Origin of the sequence: Sporocytophaga sp. (genome assembly GCF_017745095.1) — a bacterium.
Taxonomy (GTDB): Bacteria; Bacteroidota; Bacteroidia; order Cytophagales; family Cytophagaceae; genus Sporocytophaga.
In genome coordinates this window covers 232471-255934 of sequence record NZ_JAGHZZ010000004.1, presented here as the reverse complement: position 1 = coordinate 255934, position 23464 = coordinate 232471, and the positions used below count along the sequence as shown (strand labels likewise).

21 protein-coding genes are annotated in these 23464 nt (G+C 36.0%); 4 read left to right on the top strand and 17 right to left on the bottom strand.

Annotation, left to right across the window (positions count from 1 at the left end; genetic code table 11):
* Positions 1-105: 105 nt before the first annotated feature.
* Positions 106-1083: a type I phosphomannose isomerase catalytic subunit gene (locus tag J7604_RS08040; protein ID WP_293893800.1), complete on the bottom strand. Its 978-nt coding sequence runs from the start codon at positions 1081-1083 to the stop codon at positions 106-108.
* Positions 1084-1245: 162 nt separating this feature from the next.
* Here J7604_RS08040 and htpG point away from each other — a divergent pair, with 162 nt between their 5' ends.
* The gene (gene htpG, locus J7604_RS08035) at positions 1246-3063 is read left to right on the top strand and encodes a molecular chaperone HtpG (RefSeq protein WP_293893797.1); all 1818 of its coding nucleotides are present in this window, start codon (positions 1246-1248) and stop codon (positions 3061-3063) included.
* 158 nt (positions 3064-3221) lie between these two features.
* Positions 3222-4679, top strand: a complete 1458-nt coding sequence (locus J7604_RS08030) for a hypothetical protein (RefSeq protein WP_293893794.1) — start codon at positions 3222-3224, stop codon at positions 4677-4679.
* Between the two features lie 94 nt (positions 4680-4773).
* On the opposite strand, the gene J7604_RS08025 is transcribed toward J7604_RS08030, so the two are convergent.
* From J7604_RS08025 to J7604_RS07990, 8 genes are all read right to left on the bottom strand, one after another.
* Positions 4774-5391: a YdeI family protein gene (locus tag J7604_RS08025; RefSeq protein WP_293893791.1), complete on the bottom strand. Its 618-nt coding sequence runs from the start codon at positions 5389-5391 to the stop codon at positions 4774-4776.
* Between the two features lie 67 nt (positions 5392-5458).
* Positions 5459-5962, bottom strand: a complete 504-nt coding sequence (locus J7604_RS08020) for an SRPBCC domain-containing protein (protein WP_293893788.1) — start codon at positions 5960-5962, stop codon at positions 5459-5461.
* Positions 5959-6279, bottom strand: coding sequence for a helix-turn-helix transcriptional regulator (locus tag J7604_RS08015; RefSeq protein ID WP_293893785.1), 321 nt, complete (start codon positions 6277-6279; stop codon positions 5959-5961). Before J7604_RS08015 ends, J7604_RS08020 begins: the two co-directional genes overlap by 4 nt.
* A gap of 92 nt (positions 6280-6371) precedes the next feature.
* Positions 6372-6752 carry a DoxX family protein gene (locus J7604_RS08010; RefSeq protein ID WP_293893782.1) on the bottom strand — a complete coding sequence of 127 codons (381 nt, stop codon included), beginning with the start codon at positions 6750-6752 and terminating at the stop codon, positions 6372-6374.
* Between the two features lie 300 nt (positions 6753-7052).
* Positions 7053-7661 carry an alpha-ketoglutarate-dependent dioxygenase AlkB gene (locus J7604_RS08005; RefSeq protein ID WP_293893779.1) on the bottom strand — a complete coding sequence of 203 codons (609 nt, stop codon included), beginning with the start codon at positions 7659-7661 and terminating at the stop codon, positions 7053-7055.
* Complete coding sequence (locus J7604_RS08000; protein ID WP_293893776.1) at positions 7648-7893, bottom strand: Ada metal-binding domain-containing protein; 246 nt, start codon at positions 7891-7893, stop codon at positions 7648-7650. Before J7604_RS08000 ends, J7604_RS08005 begins: the two co-directional genes overlap by 14 nt.
* A 4-nt stretch (positions 7894-7897) precedes the next feature.
* Positions 7898-8602, bottom strand: coding sequence for a 2OG-Fe(II) oxygenase (locus tag J7604_RS07995; protein ID WP_293893773.1), 705 nt, complete (start codon positions 8600-8602; stop codon positions 7898-7900).
* Positions 8602-9354 carry an SDR family oxidoreductase gene (locus tag J7604_RS07990; RefSeq protein ID WP_293893770.1) on the bottom strand — a complete coding sequence of 251 codons (753 nt, stop codon included), beginning with the start codon at positions 9352-9354 and terminating at the stop codon, positions 8602-8604. The genes J7604_RS07995 and J7604_RS07990 overlap by 1 nt, the downstream gene beginning before the upstream one ends.
* A 293-nt stretch (positions 9355-9647) precedes the next feature.
* On the opposite strand from J7604_RS07990, the gene J7604_RS07985 reads away from it, so the two are divergent.
* The gene (locus tag J7604_RS07985; protein ID WP_293893767.1) at positions 9648-10049 is read left to right on the top strand and encodes a VOC family protein; all 402 of its coding nucleotides are present in this window, start codon (positions 9648-9650) and stop codon (positions 10047-10049) included.
* A gap of 53 nt (positions 10050-10102) precedes the next feature.
* On the opposite strand, the gene J7604_RS07980 is transcribed toward J7604_RS07985, so the two are convergent.
* A complete protein-coding gene (locus J7604_RS07980) occupies positions 10103-10588 on the bottom strand; it encodes a hypothetical protein (RefSeq protein ID WP_293893764.1) in 486 nt (161 codons plus the stop codon).
* Positions 10589-10905: 317 nt separating this feature from the next.
* The gene (locus tag J7604_RS07975) at positions 10906-13911 is read right to left on the bottom strand and encodes a glycoside hydrolase family 11 protein (protein ID WP_293893761.1); all 3006 of its coding nucleotides are present in this window, start codon (positions 13909-13911) and stop codon (positions 10906-10908) included.
* 394 nt (positions 13912-14305) lie between these two features.
* Between J7604_RS07975 and J7604_RS07970 the strand changes: the two genes are divergently transcribed.
* On the top strand, positions 14306-14986 hold the full coding sequence (locus tag J7604_RS07970) for a hypothetical protein (RefSeq protein WP_293893758.1): 681 nt from the start codon (positions 14306-14308) through the stop codon (positions 14984-14986).
* 29 nt (positions 14987-15015) lie between these two features.
* Here J7604_RS07970 and J7604_RS07965 read toward each other — a convergent pair whose 3' ends face one another.
* From J7604_RS07965 to J7604_RS07940, 6 genes are all read right to left on the bottom strand, one after another.
* A complete protein-coding gene (locus J7604_RS07965) occupies positions 15016-15636 on the bottom strand; it encodes an SMI1/KNR4 family protein (RefSeq protein WP_293893755.1) in 621 nt (206 codons plus the stop codon).
* Positions 15637-15710: 74 nt separating this feature from the next.
* Positions 15711-17654, bottom strand: coding sequence for a CotH kinase family protein (locus J7604_RS07960; RefSeq protein WP_293893752.1), 1944 nt, complete (start codon positions 17652-17654; stop codon positions 15711-15713).
* 210 nt (positions 17655-17864) lie between these two features.
* Positions 17865-18404 (bottom strand): hypothetical protein, encoded by a 540-nt coding sequence (locus J7604_RS07955; protein WP_293893749.1) that lies wholly within the window; start codon positions 18402-18404, stop codon positions 17865-17867.
* Between the two features lie 308 nt (positions 18405-18712).
* Positions 18713-19744 carry a YncE family protein gene (locus J7604_RS07950; protein WP_293893746.1) on the bottom strand — a complete coding sequence of 344 codons (1032 nt, stop codon included), beginning with the start codon at positions 19742-19744 and terminating at the stop codon, positions 18713-18715.
* 7 nt (positions 19745-19751) lie between these two features.
* On the bottom strand, positions 19752-21437 hold the full coding sequence (locus J7604_RS07945) for a DUF4465 domain-containing protein (RefSeq protein ID WP_293893743.1): 1686 nt from the start codon (positions 21435-21437) through the stop codon (positions 19752-19754).
* Positions 21438-21443: 6 nt separating this feature from the next.
* Positions 21444-23381: a TonB-dependent receptor gene (locus J7604_RS07940; RefSeq protein ID WP_293893740.1), complete on the bottom strand. Its 1938-nt coding sequence runs from the start codon at positions 23379-23381 to the stop codon at positions 21444-21446.
* Positions 23382-23464: the final 83 nt, after the last annotated feature.

The window sequence follows — 23464 nt, the reverse complement described above, 5'->3', positions numbered from 1 at the left end:
TTCTAATCCTGCCCTACAAAAAACATATTTACCTTGATGCTGAAAATAAAAAATCCCTCCCTTTTAAAGAAGAGAAGGATTCCAATTTAAATATCTATTTCTTACTTAATCTATATAAGATTCCAAAAGTTTGGTTTCAGAAATGCTTTCCACTGTCACCTCATCAATAGTTGCCGGAATCAAAACCGAATCTCCCTTCTGAATATCAACCGATTCTTTTCCATACTTAATAACAGCCTCACCTTCAAAGCAAACATAGATCACAAAACAATCCAGACCTTTATAAGATCTTGAGATTACTCCGTTTACATGCAGCAAATTTGTTGTAAAGCAAACACTCTGAACAAGCTGAACCGGAGTATTCACCCTATCACTATATCGGGTTTTGTAATCGGAATAATAGTTAAAATCGATGACATCGAGAGCCTGCTCCGTATGCAATTCTCTTTTTTGTCCCTTATCATCAACCCTGTCAAAATCGTAAATACGGTAAGTAATGTCAGATGTTTGCTGAATTTCAGCAAGCAGAATACCTTTGCCGATAAAATGAACCCTGCCGGCAGGGAGATAAAATACATCTCCGGATTTTACCTCTTCAAAATTCAAAACCTCTTCAAGTTTCTTATTTTCCAGGTATTCAAGGTACTTCTCCTTCGTTACGCCTTTCTGAAAACCAGTATTGAGTCTCGCCCCTTCCTCTGCCTGAAAAACATACCACATTTCAGTTTTTCCAAAACAGCTATGTTTAGCTTTCGCAATTTTATCATCAGGATGCACCTGAATACTCAAGTCTTCATTGGCATCAATAAATTTTACAAGCAAAGGAAATTCATTGCCGAATTCCTTATAAATTCTTTCCCCGACAAGTTTCCCCTTATACTCTTCGATCAGCACATCCAGGCCACAGCCCTTTAGTAACCCTTCACTTACTTTGGATACATTTCCTTTTACACCGGAAATCTCCCATGTTTCTCCGCAGTTTGGTAAGGGACTAAAATCTTTTCCAAGGATAGTCTTAATCTTTTGCCCTCCCCAAATTTTTTCTTTAAAAATCGGGTTAAATTTTAAAGGATATAATTCCATACTAAAATATCAAACGTCAAAATTGATAGATATAATTTAAACTACAAAAAAGTATTGACGATAATGTTTACATTAAATTACTGTCAGTTTGACAGTTTCTCCCTCCAATGGAATGGTTTTTGAAAATTATCGAACAGAAAATTAATTAAATATAAAAATACAATGGCAGAAGAAAAAGGTACTTTATCCATTCACACCGAAAATATTTTCCCGATAATCAAGAAATTTCTTTATTCGGACCATGAAATTTTTCTTAGAGAACTGGTTTCCAACGCTGTAGACGCCAGCCAAAAATTAAAAAAACTTGCATCATTCGGGGAATGCAAAGAAGAAGTTGGTGACTTAAAAGTTACCGTATCATTGGACGAAAATGCTAAAACCATTACCATTAGCGACAATGGTATCGGTATGACAGCAGATGAAATCAAAAAATACATCAACCAGATAGCTTTTTCCGGTGCGACTGAATTTCTTGAAAAATACAAAGACAAAGGTGAAGACAAGCAAATCATCGGACACTTTGGATTAGGCTTTTACAGCGCCTTCATGGTAGCTTCAAAAGTAGAAATCGTTACTAAATCATTCAGAGAAGGTTCTGAACCTGCGAGATGGATATGTGACGGTAGCACTGAGTTCGAAATTTCAGCAGCAGATAAAGCTACAAGAGGTACAGACATCATCCTTCATGTAGCTGAAGACAGCAAGGAGTTCCTTGACAAATACAGGCTTCAGAATATACTCGACAAGTATTGTAAATTCCTTCCAGTTCAAATTGAGTTTGATGCAAAGGTTGTAAACAATCCAAACCCTATCTGGACCAAACAACCTTCTGAACTGAAAGACGAAGATTACATTAACTTCTATAAAGAACTTTATCCATTCACTGAAGACCCATTATTCTGGATCCATCTGAATGTTGATTATCCTTTCAACCTAACTGGTATATTATATTTCCCTAAATTGAAAGGTGAATTCGAAGTACAAAAGAACAAAATTCAGCTTTACAGTCGTCAGGTATTCATTACCGACGAAGTAAAAGATGTTGTTCCTGAATTTCTGATGTTACTTCATGGTGTTATTGATTCTCCGGACATTCCTCTGAACGTATCAAGAAGTTATCTTCAGGCAGATGGAAATGTTAAGAAAATCAATACTTACATAACTAAAAAAGTAGCTGACAAACTATCAGAGCTATTTAACAATGACAGAAAAGGCTTTGAAGAAAAATGGAATGACATTGGCGTGTTCATAAAATATGGAATGATCAGTGAAGATAAATTCTATGAAAAAGCTAAAGACTTCTGTCTGTTAAAAAACCTTAAGAATGAATTCTTCACAGTAAACGAATACAAAGAACGCATCAAGGATAGTCAGACGGACAAGAATCAGGACATTGTTGCACTTTACAGTTCTGACCCTGGTAAACAGGACGCTTACATTCAGTCTGCAGAAAGAAAAGGCTATGATGTTCTTTTGCTAGACACTCTTATTGACAGCCATTTCATTGGTCTTGCAGAGAGAAAAAATGAAAAATTCCATCTGAAGAGAGTCGATGCTGATACTGTTGAAAAGCTTATAGATAAAGATGAAAAGCTTGAAAGTGTACTAAGCGAAGATCAGCAGAAATCAGTTAAAGAGATTTTCGAAAAGGTAATCAGCAAGCCAAACATGACTGTAACAGTTGAGTCGCTTCCTGTTGATGAACTTCCTGTATCTCTGACCATGCCTGAGTTTATGAGAAGAATGAAAGACATGGCAATGGGCGGAAGAACTGGCTTTGGAGAATTTCCTGATCAATTCAATGTAATCGTTAATGCTAACCACAAAACGATACAGAAAATCCTTCAGGCTGATGGAGATGAGGCTAAATCAAGAATTGCAAAACAAGCATTTGACCTGGCATTGCTTTCTCAGGGAATGCTTAAAGGTAATGACCTTACAAGCTTCATTAAAAGAAGTGTTGAACTAACATTAGTTTAAAGCGGAAAGTTTAAAGCGGAAAGCTCAAAGCTGAAAGTTAATAAACAGTAATTAGTTTATTTTCATGATCAGGAAAGGCTGCTGTGTTTTATGGCAGCTTTTTCTATTTTTACTAATGTGTGATTTACTTTCACATAATAATTAAGATTTAAATAACTATGTCAAGTAAAATAACTTTTACTATTTATTTTATACTCACATTATTTTTTACAGCACTTATCCCTTTGATTGCTGGATCAAATGGAATTGAACTGACTCATGATTCTGGTTATTACGTGCAGGCTGCAAGGTCTTTTACCAACTCAGACCTCTTCCTTGATATTCATGGCAACAGATTAACCCTATATCCTCCGGGATATGCATTATGGTTATCTTTTTACCAATACACCGGGTTAGACATACTTATCTTTGCCATGTGGAGCAATGCGATATTTCTTTTATGCATACTCATCAGTTCAATATTCATTCTAAAAAAAGCAATTAAGAATCCTATCATCCGGCTTATAACTTTTATATCTATAGGACTTTCAACAGTATTAGTCCAGAATGGAGTATTTCTCTGGTCGGACCACTTATTTATAGTTTTCTCAGTTGCATATCTTTCAACACTTATAGCATTTCTGGAAAACAAAAATGGGATATCTCTTTTCTTACTGGTCCTTTATTCAGTAGCTGGGTTTTATGTCCGATACATTGGAATCACCTTTATTTTCAGTACTGTCATTGCACTTATAGTTTCAGAAAATTTTAGTTTTGGTGAAAAAATAAAAAACATCATCTCTTATGTAATATACTCAGGCTTCTTTTTGGGCCTATGGCTTATAAGAAATTATATTGTAAGTGGAAGCCTCTCAATAAAATACGATAAAGGTAGCAAATCTATTTTCAGAAACATTACAGATGCATTGGAGATTATATCAACATACTTTATTCCAAACACATTAAGCTCATCATTTAAATTAGCATTCATCAGCATTCTAATTCTAGCTTGTGTTATTTTTAGTTTGAAACTAAGAAAACATATACCGCCGGCTTTCAATGCACTTATCTCTTTCATCTTTGCTTATCTTGGATTTTTCATCCTTATCAATACCATTAAGGATATATGTGATTTCGACGACAGATATCTTTCTCCTGTATATATCCCTGTTATGATTTTTACCTTTATTATAATCGATAGGACAATTGAAAATTTTAAATATAAAAAATACCTGATATCTGTTCTTTGTCTATGGCTTATCTATCCTGCATACAGGACATACAAAAATGCTCTGCAATGGCACAAGGGGGTTGGCTACAATACAGTGAACTGGAAAAATAATGAGGTTCTTAATGAAGTAAGTAAATTATCTAAAAATTTGATCATCTCTAATAATCCAATCCCCATTATCCTTATCAATAACGCAACAGCATATTCTATGGATTACAAAGACACTCAAGGAAAAGATTTTTATTTTGTGGAATGGACCAATGGAGAGCGACTGCTTTATCTTAACACAAGTGAGAACCAATTTAAAAAACAACACCCTTTAAAGAAAATAAAGAAGATGAAGGACGCAACGATTTATTATCATACTGAAAATGCTTATCCTTCATTAATGAAACACGATCAATAGATGAATGCTGCCAGCTAGGGTCAGATAATAAAACTACGCGAGGTTTGATTTACTATCTCAACCCAACTAGCAGCAATCCCATATCAGAGGTTATTCACTTTTTTGCATACTGCCAAAATCTACCTTTACCCTCTGCTATCCATTCAAGTGCTTGCTCTATTCTTTTATCTCTCGTCTCGTCTGTTTTGGCCTCGGCAATCCATTTGACGTATTCTTTCTGGAACGATGCAGATTTACTTTCAAAGATGGAGCTTGCTTTTTTATTTTTCTTTAATGCGTCGATAAATGCCTGCGGTGCAACAACTTCTTCCGTTGATTTTTCTTTTACAGCTTTTGGTTTTGCAGTTCCGCTTGCATTAAGTTCCATAGCTTCTTTAAGGTAAGCAACTAAAACCTTTTTTGCCGGTAATTCAGATATGTCTTTCAACTTATCCATATACCCAAATTTTTTACCAGCCAGCACGCTGTCCTGAATGGCCTTGTCTTTCATCAGTTCAGCTTTATATAAGCTAAAAGAACAATGATTTTTAAAACCTGCCATCATACACAAATGATCGCCTTTGTAAGAATAATGAGGAGTTCCCCATTTAATATCTTCTTCTACATCAGGACAGGTATTGTGAACAAGTTCTCTTAAATAAGTGAGAATTGGTTGAGCAAATTCGGCCGATTTTGCGATGTAATCATCTACCTTACTATTGAAATTTTTCATTTCCCTAAATTTTGAAGTTAAAATTATTCATATGGAAATTGAATTATATCCATATACACACATTAACTTATTTGTTTAATGTTAACAACAATTCGTCAAGTTTCTCAAGGGTTGCTATCATACCTTGCTCCATATTCATTTGTATCACTGCTTCTAAATCTGCCAGAGATTTGTAGGTTACTATAGTTTCAACTAAAGCATTTTCTCCTTTGTCTGTAAAAGTTACCAGCCACTCTGCACGAGGTAAATCTTTATTAATTTCACCTTCTGCATTACAGAAAGCATCCAATGAAGTATAATAATCAATTGGTTTGATCTTTAGATAATCAGTCCATCCCCAGTATTCCGTGCCATTAGGTTCTACCATTGCATAATGCCAATGTCCGCCTTCACGAAAGTCCATTGACTTTGTCTTTGTTGTTAATGGCTTTGGTGCAAACCATTGATCAAGAAGCTCTCTCTTGGTATAACAGTCCCAAACTAATTCTCGATCGGCTAAAAACTCCCGTCTTATTGTCAGTGTATTTTTTTTCTTGTCTACTAGAAAGTCGAATTGTAAATTATGTTTCATTTTTTTTGTTTTTTAATAGTTGATAAAAGTATGTCAAGTTGTTCAAAACGGCTTTCCCAAATCTTTCTGAATTGTTCCAACCATTTGTCTATTTCTTTCATTTTATCAATCTCAAGTTGATAATAAATTTCTCGGCCCTGATGCTCTTGTTTTACAAGCTCACATTCAGTCAATATTTTCAAATGCTTTGAAACTGCTTGTCGCGTTGTATCAAAATGCTCAGCAATAGCATTAGGGGTCATTGCTTGTATTGCGATTAAAGCAATAATAGCTCTTCTTGTCGGGTCTGCGATAGCTTGAAAAATATCTCTCCTCATTGGCATGTTGTTTTGATTATTGATTCATTCTAATTGGTTCAATTCGCCGGGAATATATACCTAGGAGAATCAGAGACATTATAGCAACTAAATTAGTTTCTTATTATTGGTAAGTACTTTTCTCTATTGTCAATCATTACCCAACCGATGATTGCAAACAGTACAAAAACGATAGGTAAAGCTTCTGGAGAAATGCTGATGGTAGAAAGTAAAATACCTATCAAAACAGGTAAGATAACAATTGCGCCAAGGGCTCTCGTCCTGTTGAAGATCAATAACAAACCGCCGAGAATCTCTGCGAAACCAACAAGTGGCATGAGCCAGCCTATTTCTGTAAATGCCTTCCCAACTTTCACCATTTTCTCAGGCATATTCTCAGGCATTGGCATATAGTGAAAGAATTTATCCAAACCTGAATTAATAAACATCAGGCCAGCCAGCAGACATAAAACAAAAAGAATTTTCCTTTTCATAATTATTATTTTTTAGTATAACGAAACCAATTGGTTGCAAATATATACGCAACTATTTGGTTTCGCAAATTTGTTTTCAAAAAATTTATAAGCAATTAAAATTCAGATCGGAGCTGTTAGTATTTCTAGTTATTAAAATTAGGACAAACGGTTCTGCCCGTGTGGGGTTGAAAATTTTATACAATCCTTTATAGCCAACATAAATTGTCAACCATAACCTATATACAGATTTTCAATTAGATAATATTAAATAATTTAAGAGGCTATTTCAAATTTTGCTAATACTACTTTCTATACGGGTTAATCAATAATAGTCCGAAATGTAAGGTTTACTCGGGGCATCTTTATTTTTTTACTCAAAGGTAGCCTATGAAGCCAATGTGTTTGCGTTGTGTCCTTCATCACTAACAGGCTTCCGTGTTCCAAAATTAATTCTACTTTTTCTTTCGTTGCTTTGTTTTTGAAGGCAAATTTCCGCTCTGCTCCTAAGCTCAACGAACCTATTGCCCCATCTTTCTTCAAGTCGGTTTCACCATCGCTGTGCCACGCCATTCCTTCTTCTCCGTTGTGATACAGATTAAGTAAACAAGAATTATATGTTTCGCCTGATTCTATTTCAATGATGTTTTTGATTTCCAAAAGTTCTTTCGTCCAAGACAATGCGTATTTGGTTGTATTTGAATAAGTATATTCAAAAGGTTTGTCACCATACCACGCCACTTTTCGTTTGGTAATAATTTTCTTTCCGAAAAGAACCGCTTCATCATTTCGCCATTCAATCGTGTTAAGCAATATTTTCAAATAATGATCAGCTTTTTCCTGGTTGAATAACTTACCATAATAATTTACTGTCCCATCTTTGGGCAACCAATTCCGTGATTTGTCAATTATATCCTCAAATAGTTTCATTCTTCCACTTTTTATATGCTTCTTTCATACAAAGGCCGCAAGGGCGAAAACCTTTGTTTATAGCTAATGTTTCCTCAAAAAAGAATACTCTTATTTCTCTCTTCATCTTTTTGCCTGAAGCACAAGACAAAGTTCCGTAAATTTTCAATTTGCTATTTCCACCAAAACGTATTTCCTGATGCTTAATTTTACTACGTAAATCCTTATCAGTTATATCATTATGCCGTATCATTTTTTTAACTTATTGCATCGTGAAAAATAATACCCAATGTGTAGCGCTCTCCACTGTGAACTTCACTGACACCGTGCTTCATATTGACACGAAAATAACCTTTCGCTCCTTTCTCAGGCTTGAAGTTAGTGGTAAAAATCAGCATATCTCCCTTCTTGGGATTTAAGACAATAGCTTTGGATTGTGCTCTTGGTATTTGTTGCGTCAACACAAATTCTCCGCCCGTGAAATCCTTGCCGGGCTCGCTCAAAAACAAAACAGTTTGTATTGGGAAATAAACATCTCCATATAAATCCTGATGAAGCGTATTATAGCCGCCTTTGCCGTATTTCAATATCAAAACAGTTGCCTTTTGTTGATTGTTAACTTTGCATTGATCCAATAATTGCTGATGTGTAGGCGGAAATTGTTTATCAATAGCCAACACCTTAAACCACATGTTGGCTATTGGGGCAAGTTGCTCATAAACCTCAGTTCGTATCTGCTGAATGGTATTGGGAAGCGGATAATTAAAATACTTGTATTCGCCTAAGCCAAAACGATAGCGTTCCATAACTATCGTTTTCCTGTAAGCATTAGGGTTCTTATAACCAGCTTTTAAAATCTCACATTCATCATCCATTAAGAACTTGGGAATAATGGCGAAACCCTTTTGATTCATTTCATCTGCAACAAAGGGCCAATCTATATTTTGTAACCTTTGCTTCATTACTTTAAGACTGAAACTCCTGCGTCCACAGTTAATTCTGTTCCATGTATATATGAAGCTTCCTGAGAAGCAAGGAATAATACAGCATTCGCAATTTCAACAGGCTCACCAAATCTTTTGAATGGTATCGTAGGAATAATGCTTTGAATAGCTCCTTCAATTTGTTTGGCATCTAAACCTGTATTATTAAAACCGTTTGTTTTGATATAACCAGGACTGATACCATTTACACGAATGTCTTTTACTGTAAGCTCTGCCGCAAAGGTTTTGATAAATGATTGAACTGCGGCTTTTGCTGCCGAATAAACAGAGAAATTTTGCATTCCCATTTCTGTGACTACTGACGTATTGAGTACTATTGCACTTCCTCCTTTCATTAAAGGAAGAATTTGCTGAACAGTAAAAAAAGTCCCTTTTACCAACATATTGAACAACTCGTCGATATGAGCTTCATCAGCATTTTCAATAGAAGCAAATTTCCCATAACCTGCATTAACAAAAAGGAAGTCAATGTTTTCCGTAAGTCGCTTTACCTGCTCTTGTAAAGACAATATATCTTTCATATTACCTGCATTGGACACAATACCAAACGCATTGTCTTCTAATTGTATCAGTGCTTTATTTACTGTTTCCGATGACCGTCCTGTGATGATTACTTTGCCACCTTCTTTGATGAATTGCTGAGCTGTGGCTAAGCCTATACCATTGGTTCCGCCTGTGATAAGTGCGAATTTGTTTTTAAATCTTTGCATTGTTTTTTCACTTTAAATTTCTCATGCAAAGATTGGAAGGTATGCGCTATCTGGAAACCCGGAACTTGCTGCATTTATTTTCGGGGTGTATTCGCCTAGACTTGTCGTTAATGTTATGCTGTTGCCCTGAATTTAGAATAAAGCATTTAGTTTTCATAAACCTTCATAGCTATCCCCTGACTTTTACAGGTTCTATAACATTTCTGATTCCTGATAGGTTTTACACAAATGAGCAAATGAATGTTACAAGTAAAAAGGGTGACAATTTTACAAATTAATCCAAGGCAAAGTTTATGAAATCAGATCAAGTAAATGTTCGATATATTGTTGAAGATGTTGATGCCTCAATTGAATTTTATACAAAACATCTAGGCTTTACACTCGGAATCAACGCTTCACCAGCATTCGCAGATGTGACAAGAGGAAACTTGCGATTGTTACTTAGTGGAAGAAAGAGTTCAGGAGGCAGCCCTATGCCTGACGGAACATTACCTTTTCCCGGAGGCTGGAATCGCATTGAGCTGGTTGTAAAAGATCTGGCTTCAGAAGTGGCGCAATTAAAAGCTAACGGTCTTCATTTCCGAAATGAGATATTACCCGGACCCGCTGGCTCACAAATTTTACTGATTGATCCTTCCGGTAACCTAATAGAGTTATTTCAACCAAAAGAAATGTACGCCAAGCACAGCACTTAAATTTTCCGATTTAGCTGCTATGGGTTTAACATGATATTAGTGGCTCCTTATCCCTAATTTATTCGCTGGAATACCATCTGTTTGACACTATGGATATCTTCCGGAAGATTAAAAATTAAATGTAATTGATTCTCCTTGATTGAATACTGGTATGTCCTATATAAAATTCCACGTATCTCCATTCGTAATGAAGGAGTAATACATTTTTCAAGTTCATCTAAATATACTATTTCATGGATATTATTTTTCAGCTTAATTGTGCCATTTTTGAGAAATACTATCTTGCCTGAAAATACAAAACTATCCTTATTGTTAGTGAAAATTAATTTAAGCCTTTTATTTTCATTCACTTTAATTATTAGAAAATTCTCACATCCATTGTCTTCCGAATTTTTCACCTCACTATTCTTTTGAGGGCTAAAGTATTTTTCCAACTTCCATTCTCCAACTAGGCTATCAATCCTTTTCTGTCCAAACAAATTGTTTTGAAAAATAAAGAGTGTAATAATAATTGTAAAAATTGTAAAAATTGTTTTCATATTGAATTGCCACTAGCTTTTGTATGTCCGAAAATATTCCGGATAGATATCCTCTACTAAATTAATTTAAAATATTGCAAAAGACACAAACTTGTAAACGTAACTTATTGAATATATAATAAAAACCTTTTGTTATCTGCTATTTTTTCTTTATTCGCTGAAATTTCATTTTTCAAATGATTTTACTTTATCTATAAAAAAGTCATAATAAGAACTTCAACTTAGCAAAAACAAAAAATCTCATAAAAAACAAAACTCCAGTCGATTTACATCAACTGGAGTTTTAGGAAGCAAATAATAGATGTATGTGTTTTTAATTAGTGTGCTACGATAATCTTTTTTGTTACAATCTTTGAATCCTGTCTTACCATCAAAATATAAGGTCCTTCAGCTAATTCGCTTACATTTAGCATGACATTACCACCTTGAATATTTACAGGTAATGAAACTTCCGTTCCTAAAGCATTTGTCATTTTAACAGACGCATTGATCAGATTCAATTCTGTCTCAATTACAACTTCATCTCTGGCAGGCACTGGATATACATTCGCAAACACATTATTACCTGATGATATTCCTGTAGTTATACCGGCATTAACTGTTACTGGACTTGAAGTTGTAACGCCTCCGTTACTGTCTGTTACACGAACAGAAATCACATGAGAACCTATGCTAGCGTTCGTCCACGCAAAGCTATACGGCTGTGATGCGCTTGTGCCAAGTACTGTATTTCCATCTAAGTATTCAACCAATGTAACACTTCCATCCGGGTCCGAAACGTTTGCTGAAATAGTAATTGTTCCTTCAATCGTTTCATTCGCTGCTGGTGAAGTAATTGCAATCACTGATGGCTGATTGGCCACGACACTCACATTTGTTGCCTGAGATGTAGACTTACAGCCAGATGCATTTGTTACTTCAACAGCATAACCACCGGCAGTAGAAGCTGTATAGGATTCGCCTGTTCCTACCTGCACCGAGCCATTGAACCATTTGTATGTTAAACCTGAACCAGTATTCGCATTCAAGGTAACAGAACTTCCTGAAGGGATAGTTGTTGAACCGGCCGTGGTGATCACTGCTGCTGGTAAAGCATTTACTGTGACTGAAATTTTTGACCTCGCACTCTCACAACCGTTTGTTGTTTGCGAAACAAAATAGTTTATCGTACCTGCTGATGCCGTTGAAGGCGTTGGAGCTGATGACAATACGGTAGTTGTTGTATTGTCTGCATACCATTTCAATGATGTACCTGTTGCAGTTAATGGTGTTGCAGGTGCGTTCTGACAATAAGCCACGGATGCGGTAACCGTTGGCTCAGATGGTGCTACATTAACTGTTACAGTTGTTGCAACAGATGTAGCTTTGCAGTTATTTGAATTGGTAACTTCAACGGTATAAGAACCAGCTGTTGTTGCTGAATATGTTGCTCCTGTACCAACCTGGGTTGCTCCATTTTTCCAAACATATGAAGAACCAGAACTTGCAGTTAATGTTACTGAACCGCCAGAGCAGAATGTAGTTGCAGAACCTGGGGTGATAGTTGCTGTAGGTAAAGCATTTACAGTCACTTTAATCTGAGCACGTGAACTTTCACATCCTCCGACATTCTGCGTTACATAATAAGTGACTTCTCCTGCTGCAGTTGTAACAGGTGTGGCGGTGGATGTTCCTGTACCTCCTGTTGAAGATGCATACCATAATAAGTTTGTACCTGTTGCGGTTAATGCTGTTGCTGTTTCATTCTGACAATATGTAACCGGTGAAACAACAGTTGGTGCTGCAGGCGTCGTGCATGGCAATAACCCTTGTAAGATAGCAGTACCAAATAAAGAAGGATTTTCCCAGGCATCATCTTCACTAGCATTCCAGGACAATTTACCATCGCGCGTTCCATTATCGTCATCATCGTTGATCATAAAGTCCATACCCACTAGCTGACCAATGGCCGGTGTACCTTGCAAAGTAGTCCATGGAATACGAGCTTCCACAATATAACCTCCTGTTTTGTCAACAACTTTATAGGTAACATTAGTTGTTGAACGCCCTGAAGGCAATACTCCTACCGTTGTTCCATCGTTCCACCCAAAAGAATATTGTACATCGTTCGCTCCATAAGTCGTAGCCTTTTCATTATTAATATCTACATAGACTTCTACAGCGTCATCATCGAACACATTGCTACTTTCATTTACCTTTTTATCATCTGTCACATCTGCCAGCACATATAAATAGGTGTCATCCCACAAGGCTTTAAAATTGCCCGAGAGGTCTGTGCTATTCGTGACGGTTCCTGTAAGTAATTTGGCTGCAGATGCAGGCAGCACACTTGCATTCGTCCAAGTGGACTCAATTGCTCCATCAATGGCTATCGGTGTTGGCACTTTATAAATCTTATATTTCTGTGACACGCGAATAGTAACTTCAGCTCGCGGTCCTTCACATCCGTTCAGTGTTTGTCCTACATAATACTTCGTAGTACCAGCTGTAGCAGTGCTTGGTGTGGGAGCAGAAGATAACGCTGTACCACCGGATGATGCAGTATACCATTTTAGATTAGTACCTGTTGCTGTTAATTGTTTAGCCGTTTCCCCTACTTCATAATCAAACGAAGCTGTCGTTGTCGGCGCAGGAGTTGAGCAAGACACGCATTCACTCACAGTTATATTTGAGCTTCCTGAACTATGATACCCTTCTGACTCCATGATTTGGTAATCCCATGTTGAGCCCATGTTCATCCCTGCTGCTTTCCATGCAGCAACGTGGTTGGCAAAGGTGATGGTTCCGCTTGATCTTGTTTCGGAACGAACGCTCCAGAATTGCTGAAATGTCGCTGTACCTATAATAGAAGGCTGATTAGTACGAGTAGCCGTATATATAGTATATGTACCACCATCACTTGTATAGGTGCCTTTTTTTTGAATATCACTTGTATTTCCCGGAGGTGTCCATTGTCCATGGTTTTCACAGACATAATATTCAATTAAAGCATTTTTTGTCCATCCATATAAAGCCAAAAAACCGTTGCTTCCACCATTAAAGGAACCCGAAAAACAAACTACCCTATCCGGTTTTCCCACAGCCCAGCCTTTTCCAGCAGTGAAGTTTCCAACATTGTTCCATGTTGTACTATAATTACCTGCTGCCCCCAGAGTCATGGATGCTGATCCTTGGCTATTATCATTCCAGAAAGAATAAAAAAAACCATTATGGGTACTTTGCGTATTTGTGGTTACGGTCTGTGCATACGTATGTGATGTTATATATAACATCACAAATGAAAAGACGACACGGGACAACATTTGAGGTAGTTTTATTTTCATGCCTTTACGGATTTAGAATTAGGATAAATTAAAGGAAATTTTGGGTTCTACACATCCAGATCTAAAAGGTAAACATCGAAATAGCATTAAAAAAACATCTATTTTACTCTGTTTATTAGACACTTATAAAAGCACTCTAAAAAACACCAAGAATTTTTCCACGGTGAGGAAAGAATTATTGCTTGATTTTGAATCTGAAGATTTAATCAAAAAAAATCTCCACTACAAATAACTTGAAATACAATTCTATTTTTAGGCTTTAACTGGCAGTAATATCTGCAAAGTAACTTAATAATTAAACCTTCATATATTAAAACCATTATACTTTTTGCTGCAATATCAGTTGATTGTAAATAGATAGAATATCTAAATATGATATAGGGTGAATATACATATGTCTAATCTTTTCGCTCTTTTAAAAGAAAGCTCTTTTTTAGTTTCAGATCAATTTTACAAAACCTATCGTCTTTTTTTTAACGAAGAACATTTAACTACTTTTTGTCAAAAACTGATACAATATCAAAACGAAGGTTTGGCAAGTAAAGAGAGGCTTCCATTTTTTGACAAGGAATGTACGCCTTCATTACAAGATGCATATATTTTCTTTGAGAATTCAATGAATGACTGGAAAAAAGAAATTAAAGCAAATGGTCTATTAGCAAAAGAGTTTGCAAGGTCAATAGAAGCTGCTGGTATCGAAAACATATTGCTGCTGATGGGGCAGAGATTGACTCCCGGAAGTGTCACTGACGTTATACCACCACTTCAAATAACCCTTATAGAATCTGCTTCTAAAATTTTTGATCAAACATTAACTGTTGCTGCACGAGAATGGACCAAACATACTAATCGTTCGCAAGATTCTTTTTGGGGAAAGATTGAAGGAGATAATGAGTTTAAAAATAGAAAAGCTATAAGTTTTATTGAACACATTTTACACCATGCCACCTGGTGGAATGTCTATTATCATTTCAAGCATCAGTTGGTATTTGAAGTTCGTATATCTACTGGACATGGAGCTAGATGGACATCGGATGGACAAAAGTTTATCGGCTTTATTGAACCCTTTATTTGAAATTCTCTTCATGATCGCCTTATTTATACTCATCGCTTCCACCTTTCGCTCGATTGCCAGTTAACTACATCAATGGTTTGATCAGTTTCCAGATAATGATTGTCATCTTCTAATGCGTCTTCGTTAAGATGATATAGATTACTTTCTAAATCCTTTGCAAAATTTTCTACTAATTCTGATGTTGAATCAGCCACCAATATTCCCATTTCATATTCATCATCAATAAAAATTATTTGTCCATACTTACCTTCATTAGTTGGCTTGAGATCAAGATATAAACTCGTATGTGAACCATCAAAAGCAAACTTCACCCAATCCAAATTGTAAATATTTGTCTTGTCTATTTCTTTATCTGCATTCTTTAAAGAGATGTTTTCAGCGGTGTACCTTCCTTTGCTATTATATTCCTCAAGTATTCTATCTATCGGATAAAAATCCATTCCAAAGAAAAGACTTCCAAAGTTTCCATTATCACCCAGGCCATTATGCCATAAGTAAAGCTCTTTAAAGTCTTTCGGAAGGCTCTTGTTTATTACCCTTTCCAGTTCATGAATTTCAACTTCGGTTGCAGGTTCTTGCAATGAAAACTCAATAATTTTATCGGCATTTTCTTTCAACCACTTTTCGATTTTTTCAAAGGTGCTTTTCATTTCTCTTTTTGATATCTATATTAGTTTCAGGCATTCGCTCTATTACCGGCAAATTATTATATACTTTAATTTCCTTAAGGGACCATGCATTTTATAACTTCTGATTCTCCTGATAAGCTGGTTACATGTATCAGGTAAATACCTTTTTCAATATTGATTACAGTATAATCTGTTAATACTTTGGAAAATTTTGTTCTTCCCAAAACATCTACAATATCGACTTGCTGTGGTTGTACAGGGTTATTTATTTGTATACTATTTTCATCAGTTTGTATCCAGAGTTTCGAGTTCTTTCTATGATCGGTAGAAGCAACAACTGCAGGAATGTACTCCAATTTTTTATCCATCCAGACTAATCTTTTTTTGATATACTCTTTTACATTATTTACTTCAGCAACATAACTCCCATAGGTTCTCGGATTCATGTGAACCGGAGAATTGAGTGTATTCCAACGAATAAAATTTAACTGCTGAGATTGCTCTAATTCAACTGCATAATCATTAACAACATTTAACAAAGTTGATTCACTCAATATTCCATGATCCCGATATGTGGCATATACAGATTTTAAATCAGCATATAGACTTGAATCGGAAAGTAACCTATTCACTATTGAGCGTGCTCCTCCCGCAGCACTTCCTTTAGAGGCATAAACCCACTCGGGATTATTATTGATAGGATAAGTACGATAATCATTTTCATATGCTATATCAAAATCCCACACCGGACCAAATCTAAAGAGATCATCATTCCTTTTCTTGTATAAGTAAGTACTCCAATATGTGTCAGTATTGCCACTAAACTCACCCACTAAGAATTGACGTATAAAGCTTCCTTTATCTATGTACTTTGAGTATCCATTTATATTGTCTTTGTAGTCGGGTGAAAACAATGCAGTTTCCATTGAATTGAAATAAGCAGTTATATAACTTTTCTGGGCCGGTACGATCTCATCGTCTTTCGGATATTGGATAGTTACCGGTGTATAAGTTCTAGTGGATACAAACCACGAAATTCCCTCATTAGCATATGCGTCTATTTCTAATAAGTACCCTCCTGATAAATTGGGCAGAGAAACATCTTCCGTCGCCATTTTCTCTATATCAATTCTTTGTTTAGCAACTTCAATCTGATCACACAATTGATAGGTACCTTTGTATTCTCCGTTTAAAATAACATCCACTGCTTTTCCTGCCGGAGTATAAGACATATCCAAACGTTGGCTTAAATCAAAAGCCAACAGGTTTCTCATCAGAGTTTTGTCTCCATAGTTATTTATAAGTGTCCAGTTTTTCTCTTTAGCAGGTAATTTCAATAATGATGCCTTATTATAAAGCTTCATCTTATATGGTTTCTTTGGAAAAGTCCAGCTGGCGTTTCCTCTGCCTTTTATCTCAAGACTATCAGTAAATAGCTGAGTGCCATTATCAGAAATTATAGTTACTATTCCCTTTATATAATTATCTTTTGAAACTATTTCAGCAGCATCTTTAGTATGAATTGTAACTGTTGGCAAATTTGTCAGTTGAAAAAGTTTGTTATTATCGCCCTCTCCTTTGTATCCATAAAATTCAAGCTCTGCAATGTTGCAATATGCACCGGAGGGGCCAACATATCTTACATACCGAAATCCTTTGGAACAATTAACAACCTGTTCGGTAAGCATATTTTCTGGAGGTACGTCCTTTATAATGAAAAGTGGCAAAGCATCACCGAAATCAGGATTATTTGCACCTTCAAATACCCCAAGTTGTAATTTGGAAGACTGGGACTTTAGAGGACAATATGCAATCTTCTCAATTACATATTTTTCACCCAAGTCCAAGCCAACCCAGCCTCCACTATTTTGATTAGTACCAAATACGGTCTCGAGCTTGCCGTCAAATGCATTGAACAAATTATTACCTGTGCCAATAACATTTTTACTAGTGAGCTTTTCCGTGATACCTTGTCCACTTACTGTTAAATAATTAATAACCATAATTACTAACATGAGGGCTTTAGTTGCATTTTTCATTAATTGCGGATTTGTACTTAAAAATAAACTTTAGGAGTAATCAGATATTAATATAGATTAAATATCAAAAAAAAGTCAGAGATAATCAATTAGTCAGAAATTACAGTTAAACGATTAACTATAAAGCAGCTGAAATTCTCAATAAGTAACGGTAAATTGGAAAATAATAGAAGAAAAAAGATTTGTAAAAAATGAATAACCCAAGATTATTCAGGGAACTGATGTTAATCCGTAAAATTTAAATTGTTCACCAACCTTTACAAACTGAAATCCGTGAGACCCTCCTTCATGTCCTTTCGCCAATTCATTGGGCAAGTATGTCTGAATCCAAAGTTCATATATTTTCAAGTCTTTTGGATAATCAAGAGGTAAATTTCTGGATTTGTAATTTCTGATAAGTCTTAAAGTAGCATTGTACCCTCTATTGTGGATTGCTGTCTCCAGTGGAGTTTCTAAAATTATTTTGGATGATTGATTTATAAATGTATCGATTGGAACTATATAGTCTGCCGGTGGTTCATTATGATAATCGAATATGCAAACGGCGCAATTAATCTGACTTAAAGATAAACTTCTTATTGTTGGGACATTTTTCTTCTCAATAGCCTCTATTAACTGATTGAATGCTTTGTCCAATAAAACCGAGTCTGACGAACTAATCTTCATCACCTTGATTCTATCACTCGTTTGACTATATGAAAAGTGACAGAAAGCTACCACTAATAAAAGTGTCGAGAAATATTTCATCATATTGTAATTCTTTCGAATTTTATACCCCTGGATATCATTTATTCATTACTTATTAGAGAGCTCTTCTTCTTAATCTCTCCTTTCCGATCTAGCATTAATCTAAAAAAATATAAAACATTTTACACAATGGATTATCAAATTATGTACGACTTTATATTCCAATAAGCAAAAGGTTTATATAACAAAAATAAAGAAAAAATTCAGCAATAATCCAAACATTCTTTGCCAAGACTAATAACTTACCATAAAAAAGGCCATCTACAGAAAATAGATGGCCTTTTACTCTTCTTACCTGGGGGATAAACAAGTTAATAAAAACAGAAATCTCCTGGGGTTGTGCCTACTTTAAAACTATTTAATAAAGTTCCGTTTGAAAGATGGCGGTATACTATCCCCTGCTGAACATAATCGATTGCGTTCGAAACATAAATAACCCCTGAAACCGGGTCAATGCCTAACCCATAAAACAACATATCGCCTTGTGGGATTAATACTGTGCCAGGTAATGAGACACCCGAAATCGACAATTGACATACTCCTTTATTCAGATAATATAATGTATCTTTTGTACCATTAATCTCTAATGAGCCAGGGGTGTCTGAGGTACTAAATGTAAAAGTTTGTTCAATTGCATTATTAACAGGGTTTATTTTGTGCAAGGTTGCAGCAACTGAGCCATTCTTTCCTGCAAGTACCCAGACCTTATTATTCTTATCTGTTTTAATCGAATAAGCATTCAGCCCAATTTTGATGCTATCTTCTATGATATCACTTACAGGATTAACAACATATAAATACTGCTTTCTTACATTCGTTATAAAGACCTTGTTACCTGCAAGCACCAGTTCTTCTGTCCAGCCTTTACAAGGAATCTCTTTAATCACATTGTTGGTTGAAAGATCCACAACGTATATAGCATTTCTTTTGTAATCAGTAACATAAGCCTTATTCTCACCAACAGCTATTATATACCTTGGAGAACTTAGACCGCTTATCACCCCCACCGATTTGAGACTATCTGGAGTGACAACTTCAATTTTAAATGAATTATTCACAACAATGTAAGCCTTTCCATTGATAACAGCCATAGATTGACAAACATCTCCGAGTTGACGATTATTGGCTGCTTTAAATGCATCTTCAGTCACCTGTTGATCTGAGAAGTTATAATAACTCACAGAAGCATTTCCCCAAGTGAAGTTTCCTTCATTGGTAATATATACACCGGTAGCAGGTTTCGCTGCTACCGGTATTTCAGGTTTCACATCTTTGGCTTTGTCACTTACACAAGCACTTAATAGCAAAATACCAAGGCAAACAAATCCTGTGATATATTTCATTTTTAAATTAGTTAACAACAAATTTTCTTGTAATTACTTCACCTTCCTCAACTACTTTTACTACGTAAATGCCAGCGATAAAGCCTTCAGTTGAAATAGTGAACTGTTGTGAATCCGCCTTCTGCGATTTCACTAGCTGACCTGCAAAATCATATACTTGAACTTCATACTCCTGATTAACAGGAACATTTAGGGTAACATTTACGAACTGATTTTTTTGCGAAGGGTTAGGATAAACACTGATACGATTTTCCCCTGCATTAGTAATACCAGCAGGAACACCAGTATTAATCACACCAACAGCATCCAGATCAAAACCACTGGACGCAAATGGAGTAGGCCAAGGATCATTTACATTTCTACCTTCAGCATCTTTGCTAGCGTACAATGGATTAATACTTCCGACAACGTCTACTATACGTATATGAGTCACTGCATATATATTCAGGCCTTCTACATCTTTTAATTCCTCAAGATCGAAAGGTGTGCCATATTCTCCGTTATACTTTCCTGCTAAGTTACTCAAAAGGTTTTCAACAAGATAGGCATTCGTTCCTGCCTGATCAATTTGATGCGTTACAGGGTCTGTATATGAAGTAGCAGGGAAACGGAAAAAATGCTCTCCATCAGAACTCACTTCCACAAAGGCCAACTCTTTAAACTCTTGAGCAAAACTGTATTCAAAAACTGCAAAGTCAGGACCCACACCATTTATAATTGGCAGGTCAAATGTAAGTGTAGCATATCCGCTATCACCAAGACTTACTAACCCTCCGCCAGCTTTTCCATAAGCACCAGTTAAATCTCCTGTTGATGCTTTGCCTAGGTCCTGGTTTGAAATATTCTGAAATCCTCTGGAAATCCCCCCCCCAGAAGCCCATACCTTAAACAATTCACTATCCTTGTGAATAGCAGAGCTTCCTGCCACGCCAGGCTTACCAGGAAACTGAGGATTGTTAAAATTATCCATTGCAAAATAAGCAGGAGTATTCATACCCCACTCTCCCACATCAGATGAAGTGAGTTCAAATGAAAGACTATCAACATTCCCAAGCGGAGTAAGATCCACCCACTGCCAGGTATTTACGATATAATCAAATAGATTATCAGGAGAACGATAATCTGCAAGGAAGAAATCCACGTTATTAACTTTGGCTTCACCATTGAGATAGCCTTTAACAGTCAATTTAAACCAGTCTTCATCATCCCCTGATTCTCCTCCGAATTTCTTTGAGAAAAGATCACCATTCCTCATTGAAAGCGCTGAATAAGTAGTATTGGTAACAAAGAAACCACTTACAGTCTTTCCCTTTAAATCCGACTGAAGCTTGATATAAGGATTGGAAGCAAATGCTACAGCATAGTTGCCATTTCCTCCATATCCCATTCCGGTAATTGCAGTAACAGAATTCTTGTAACCGGCTGTTATTGTATCAAATTTATTTGAGTATATGAAATTCGAAAAGTAACCAGAAGAATTACTATTATTAAAATAGGCATCACCACTTGTGAATCCATTCGAACCATCAGAGCCATCCCAATAAGAATTTTCTTCAAGTGTCAGATCTTCAAAATCAGAAACTTTCTGAGCCTGTGTCAAACTAAATGAACTGCACAATATTACTGATACCATAAGGTAACGTAGCAATTTATAAGCTCGCATACTCCCTTTACTGTAATCTTTTTTCATCATATTATTCTAGTTTATATGTTTATTTGGTTTATTAAAGGCATATGAAAGACCTGCCTGAAAATACCTCATTGGCATGGCCTGATTTAAAACTACCTGATAGGATTCATTCCAGAGATTATTCACTCTAACATTTACATTCAAAAATGAATTACCCATTTTAAAATTCTTTCCTGCTATAATATTCCCAAGCTGATAGGCTTCTACCACCTTTGAATTGTCTGTAGTATAGTATCTGTTTCCAGTATAGCAATGAATATAATTCACATAAAAACCTTTGTATATAAGCTCCAGAGTGGCCTGACTGGAATATACAGGTACATAGATCAATTGCTTACCTACAATATTATCATTAGCCATTCTTGCTTTCTGGTTGGTAGCAACAACATAGTTATATAGTACAGTGAGTCTTAATTTAAAATCCCTGATTTCTTTGTTAAAGGAAACATTGCTCTCCAAACCTCTGGACCAAACAGATTGAACATTCTGTGCATTCCATGTACCACCAGAGGGCAGCCACATGATACAGTTTTCAACATTGCTATTGAAGAATGTCAGCATGATAGAATTTTTACTTCCGCTTCCCGTGATTTGCGAAGCTATTAAACTTACCTCCTCGCTCCACCCCGATTCAGGTTTAAGGTTTCTGTTTCCACCGGGGGTCCAGTACAAGTCATTAAAAGTTGGTACCCTGTATGTTCTTGAAACATTCGCTTTTACAGACAAAAATTTAATAAGCCTTCCTTCAATACCTGCTGAAGGTGTAAGAGGTATTAGCTTTCCCAGGACCATCTCCTGACGTAGACTCACTACAGTCCTCCAATGATCATCCAGGAAAGAAAATTTATATGATCCGAACAATGCTATTCTATTCTGTGAAGGAGAATCAGGATATCCATTGGAAATAGCCTGATTAAAAGTATTATTCAACCCTATATTCAATAAATGATTTTTTCCTAACCGTACATTGCTCTCAGCTTCTGAAATTGATGTATGGAACCTCGTCACAGAACGCATGTGTGCAAGTGTATCTTCATAACTCATACGCTCATTGAAATAAGCGGTCCGTACAAAATAAGAAGCTACCTTTCCCGATTTCTTCCATTCAGAGCTAACTCTAAAAAAATCTGAACCAAGAGTCTCATTAACTAAGAGCTTAGGCTGATTGCCGGATCTGGAAGCCATGGATGGCGGAATCTCTCGATAATTATCCTGCAACCAGATCCTGACATTCAGTTCCTGATCTTTTTTTATTCTGAAAAAGTTCTCTGACATCAATCCATTCTGACGCACTGCAGCGTTGATCTGTCGAACTTTGTAATCTCCTACATAAAATGGAAAATCATTCTGAGCTTTGTAATTAAATACTTTAAGTACACTTACAAATCTGTTTTTTGAAAAGCAAGCATTAGCCGATTGTTGATAGGAATTAAAACTTCCTCCATTAAAAGAGGCACCAATAGTTAATCCCTTGTTAAATCCGGGAGAAGAGTTAAGACTTATAACTCCACCAGTAGCGCCGCTACCGAATAGCGCACCTGCACCACCATATTGTATTTCAATATTATCTGTGAAAGATACCGGAATATAAGAAAAGTCGGCCTGACCAAGAGTAGGTGATTGAATATTAAAGCCATTCCACAACACTGCTGTCTGACTGGCATTTGTACCTCTGGAAGATATGGAAGCCATATTTCCAATTCCATAAGACTTAATAAACAGATGAGCGTTGAAAGCCAGAAGATCTCCTAAATTGCCGGCCTTATACCTTTGTATAGTTGCAGAATCAATTTTTTGTACTTTGTTTCCTGCAGTAAAAGTATTCAGCCTGTTACCTTCTATCACAATCTCCTGCAGATGCGATGCTGTATCTGCAATAGTCTGAGCGGACAAACCCTGACTCAGTATGCAGAATAGTGACAGAAATAATAACTTAACTAACTTCATTACAAGATGATCATTATTTAAACAATCATTCGTAACAATGAAAATACGGCCTTGAGTGAATACAGGTATCCCTATCAATGAAG

Coding starts and splice junctions, on each gene's coding strand:
- J7604_RS07985 (WP_293893767.1), top strand. CDS start 9,648: ATGAAATCAGATCAAGTAAATGTTCGATATATTGTTGAAGATGTTGAT.
- J7604_RS08025 (WP_293893791.1), bottom strand. CDS start 5,391: ATGAAAAATTTCAATAGTAAGGTAGATGATTACATCGCAAAATCGGCC.
- J7604_RS07960 (WP_293893752.1), bottom strand. CDS start 17,654: ATGAAAAATGCAACTAAAGCCCTCATGTTAGTAATTATGGTTATTAAT.
- J7604_RS08030 (WP_293893794.1), top strand. CDS start 3,222: ATGTCAAGTAAAATAACTTTTACTATTTATTTTATACTCACATTATTT.
- J7604_RS08000 (WP_293893776.1), bottom strand. CDS start 7,893: ATGATACGGCATAATGATATAACTGATAAGGATTTACGTAGTAAAATT.
- J7604_RS07995 (WP_293893773.1), bottom strand. CDS start 8,602: ATGAAGCAAAGGTTACAAAATATAGATTGGCCCTTTGTTGCAGATGAA.
- J7604_RS08040 (WP_293893800.1), bottom strand. CDS start 1,083: ATGGAATTATATCCTTTAAAATTTAACCCGATTTTTAAAGAAAAAATT.
- J7604_RS07980 (WP_293893764.1), bottom strand. CDS start 10,588: ATGAAAACAATTTTTACAATTTTTACAATTATTATTACACTCTTTATT.
- J7604_RS08020 (WP_293893788.1), bottom strand. CDS start 5,962: ATGAAACATAATTTACAATTCGACTTTCTAGTAGACAAGAAAAAAAAT.
- J7604_RS08015 (WP_293893785.1), bottom strand. CDS start 6,279: ATGAGGAGAGATATTTTTCAAGCTATCGCAGACCCGACAAGAAGAGCT.
- J7604_RS08005 (WP_293893779.1), bottom strand. CDS start 7,661: ATGAAACTATTTGAGGATATAATTGACAAATCACGGAATTGGTTGCCC.
- J7604_RS07950 (WP_293893746.1), bottom strand. CDS start 19,744: ATGAAATATATCACAGGATTTGTTTGCCTTGGTATTTTGCTATTAAGT.
- J7604_RS07965 (WP_293893755.1), bottom strand. CDS start 15,636: ATGAAAAGCACCTTTGAAAAAATCGAAAAGTGGTTGAAAGAAAATGCC.
- J7604_RS07970 (WP_293893758.1), top strand. CDS start 14,306: ATGTCTAATCTTTTCGCTCTTTTAAAAGAAAGCTCTTTTTTAGTTTCA.
- J7604_RS07955 (WP_293893749.1), bottom strand. CDS start 18,404: ATGATGAAATATTTCTCGACACTTTTATTAGTGGTAGCTTTCTGTCAC.
- J7604_RS07940 (WP_293893740.1), bottom strand. CDS start 23,381: ATGAAGTTAGTTAAGTTATTATTTCTGTCACTATTCTGCATACTGAGT.
- htpG (WP_293893797.1), top strand. CDS start 1,246: ATGGCAGAAGAAAAAGGTACTTTATCCATTCACACCGAAAATATTTTC.
- J7604_RS07945 (WP_293893743.1), bottom strand. CDS start 21,437: ATGATGAAAAAAGATTACAGTAAAGGGAGTATGCGAGCTTATAAATTG.
- J7604_RS07975 (WP_293893761.1), bottom strand. CDS start 13,911: ATGAAAATAAAACTACCTCAAATGTTGTCCCGTGTCGTCTTTTCATTT.
- J7604_RS07990 (WP_293893770.1), bottom strand. CDS start 9,354: ATGCAAAGATTTAAAAACAAATTCGCACTTATCACAGGCGGAACCAAT.
- J7604_RS08010 (WP_293893782.1), bottom strand. CDS start 6,752: ATGAAAAGGAAAATTCTTTTTGTTTTATGTCTGCTGGCTGGCCTGATG.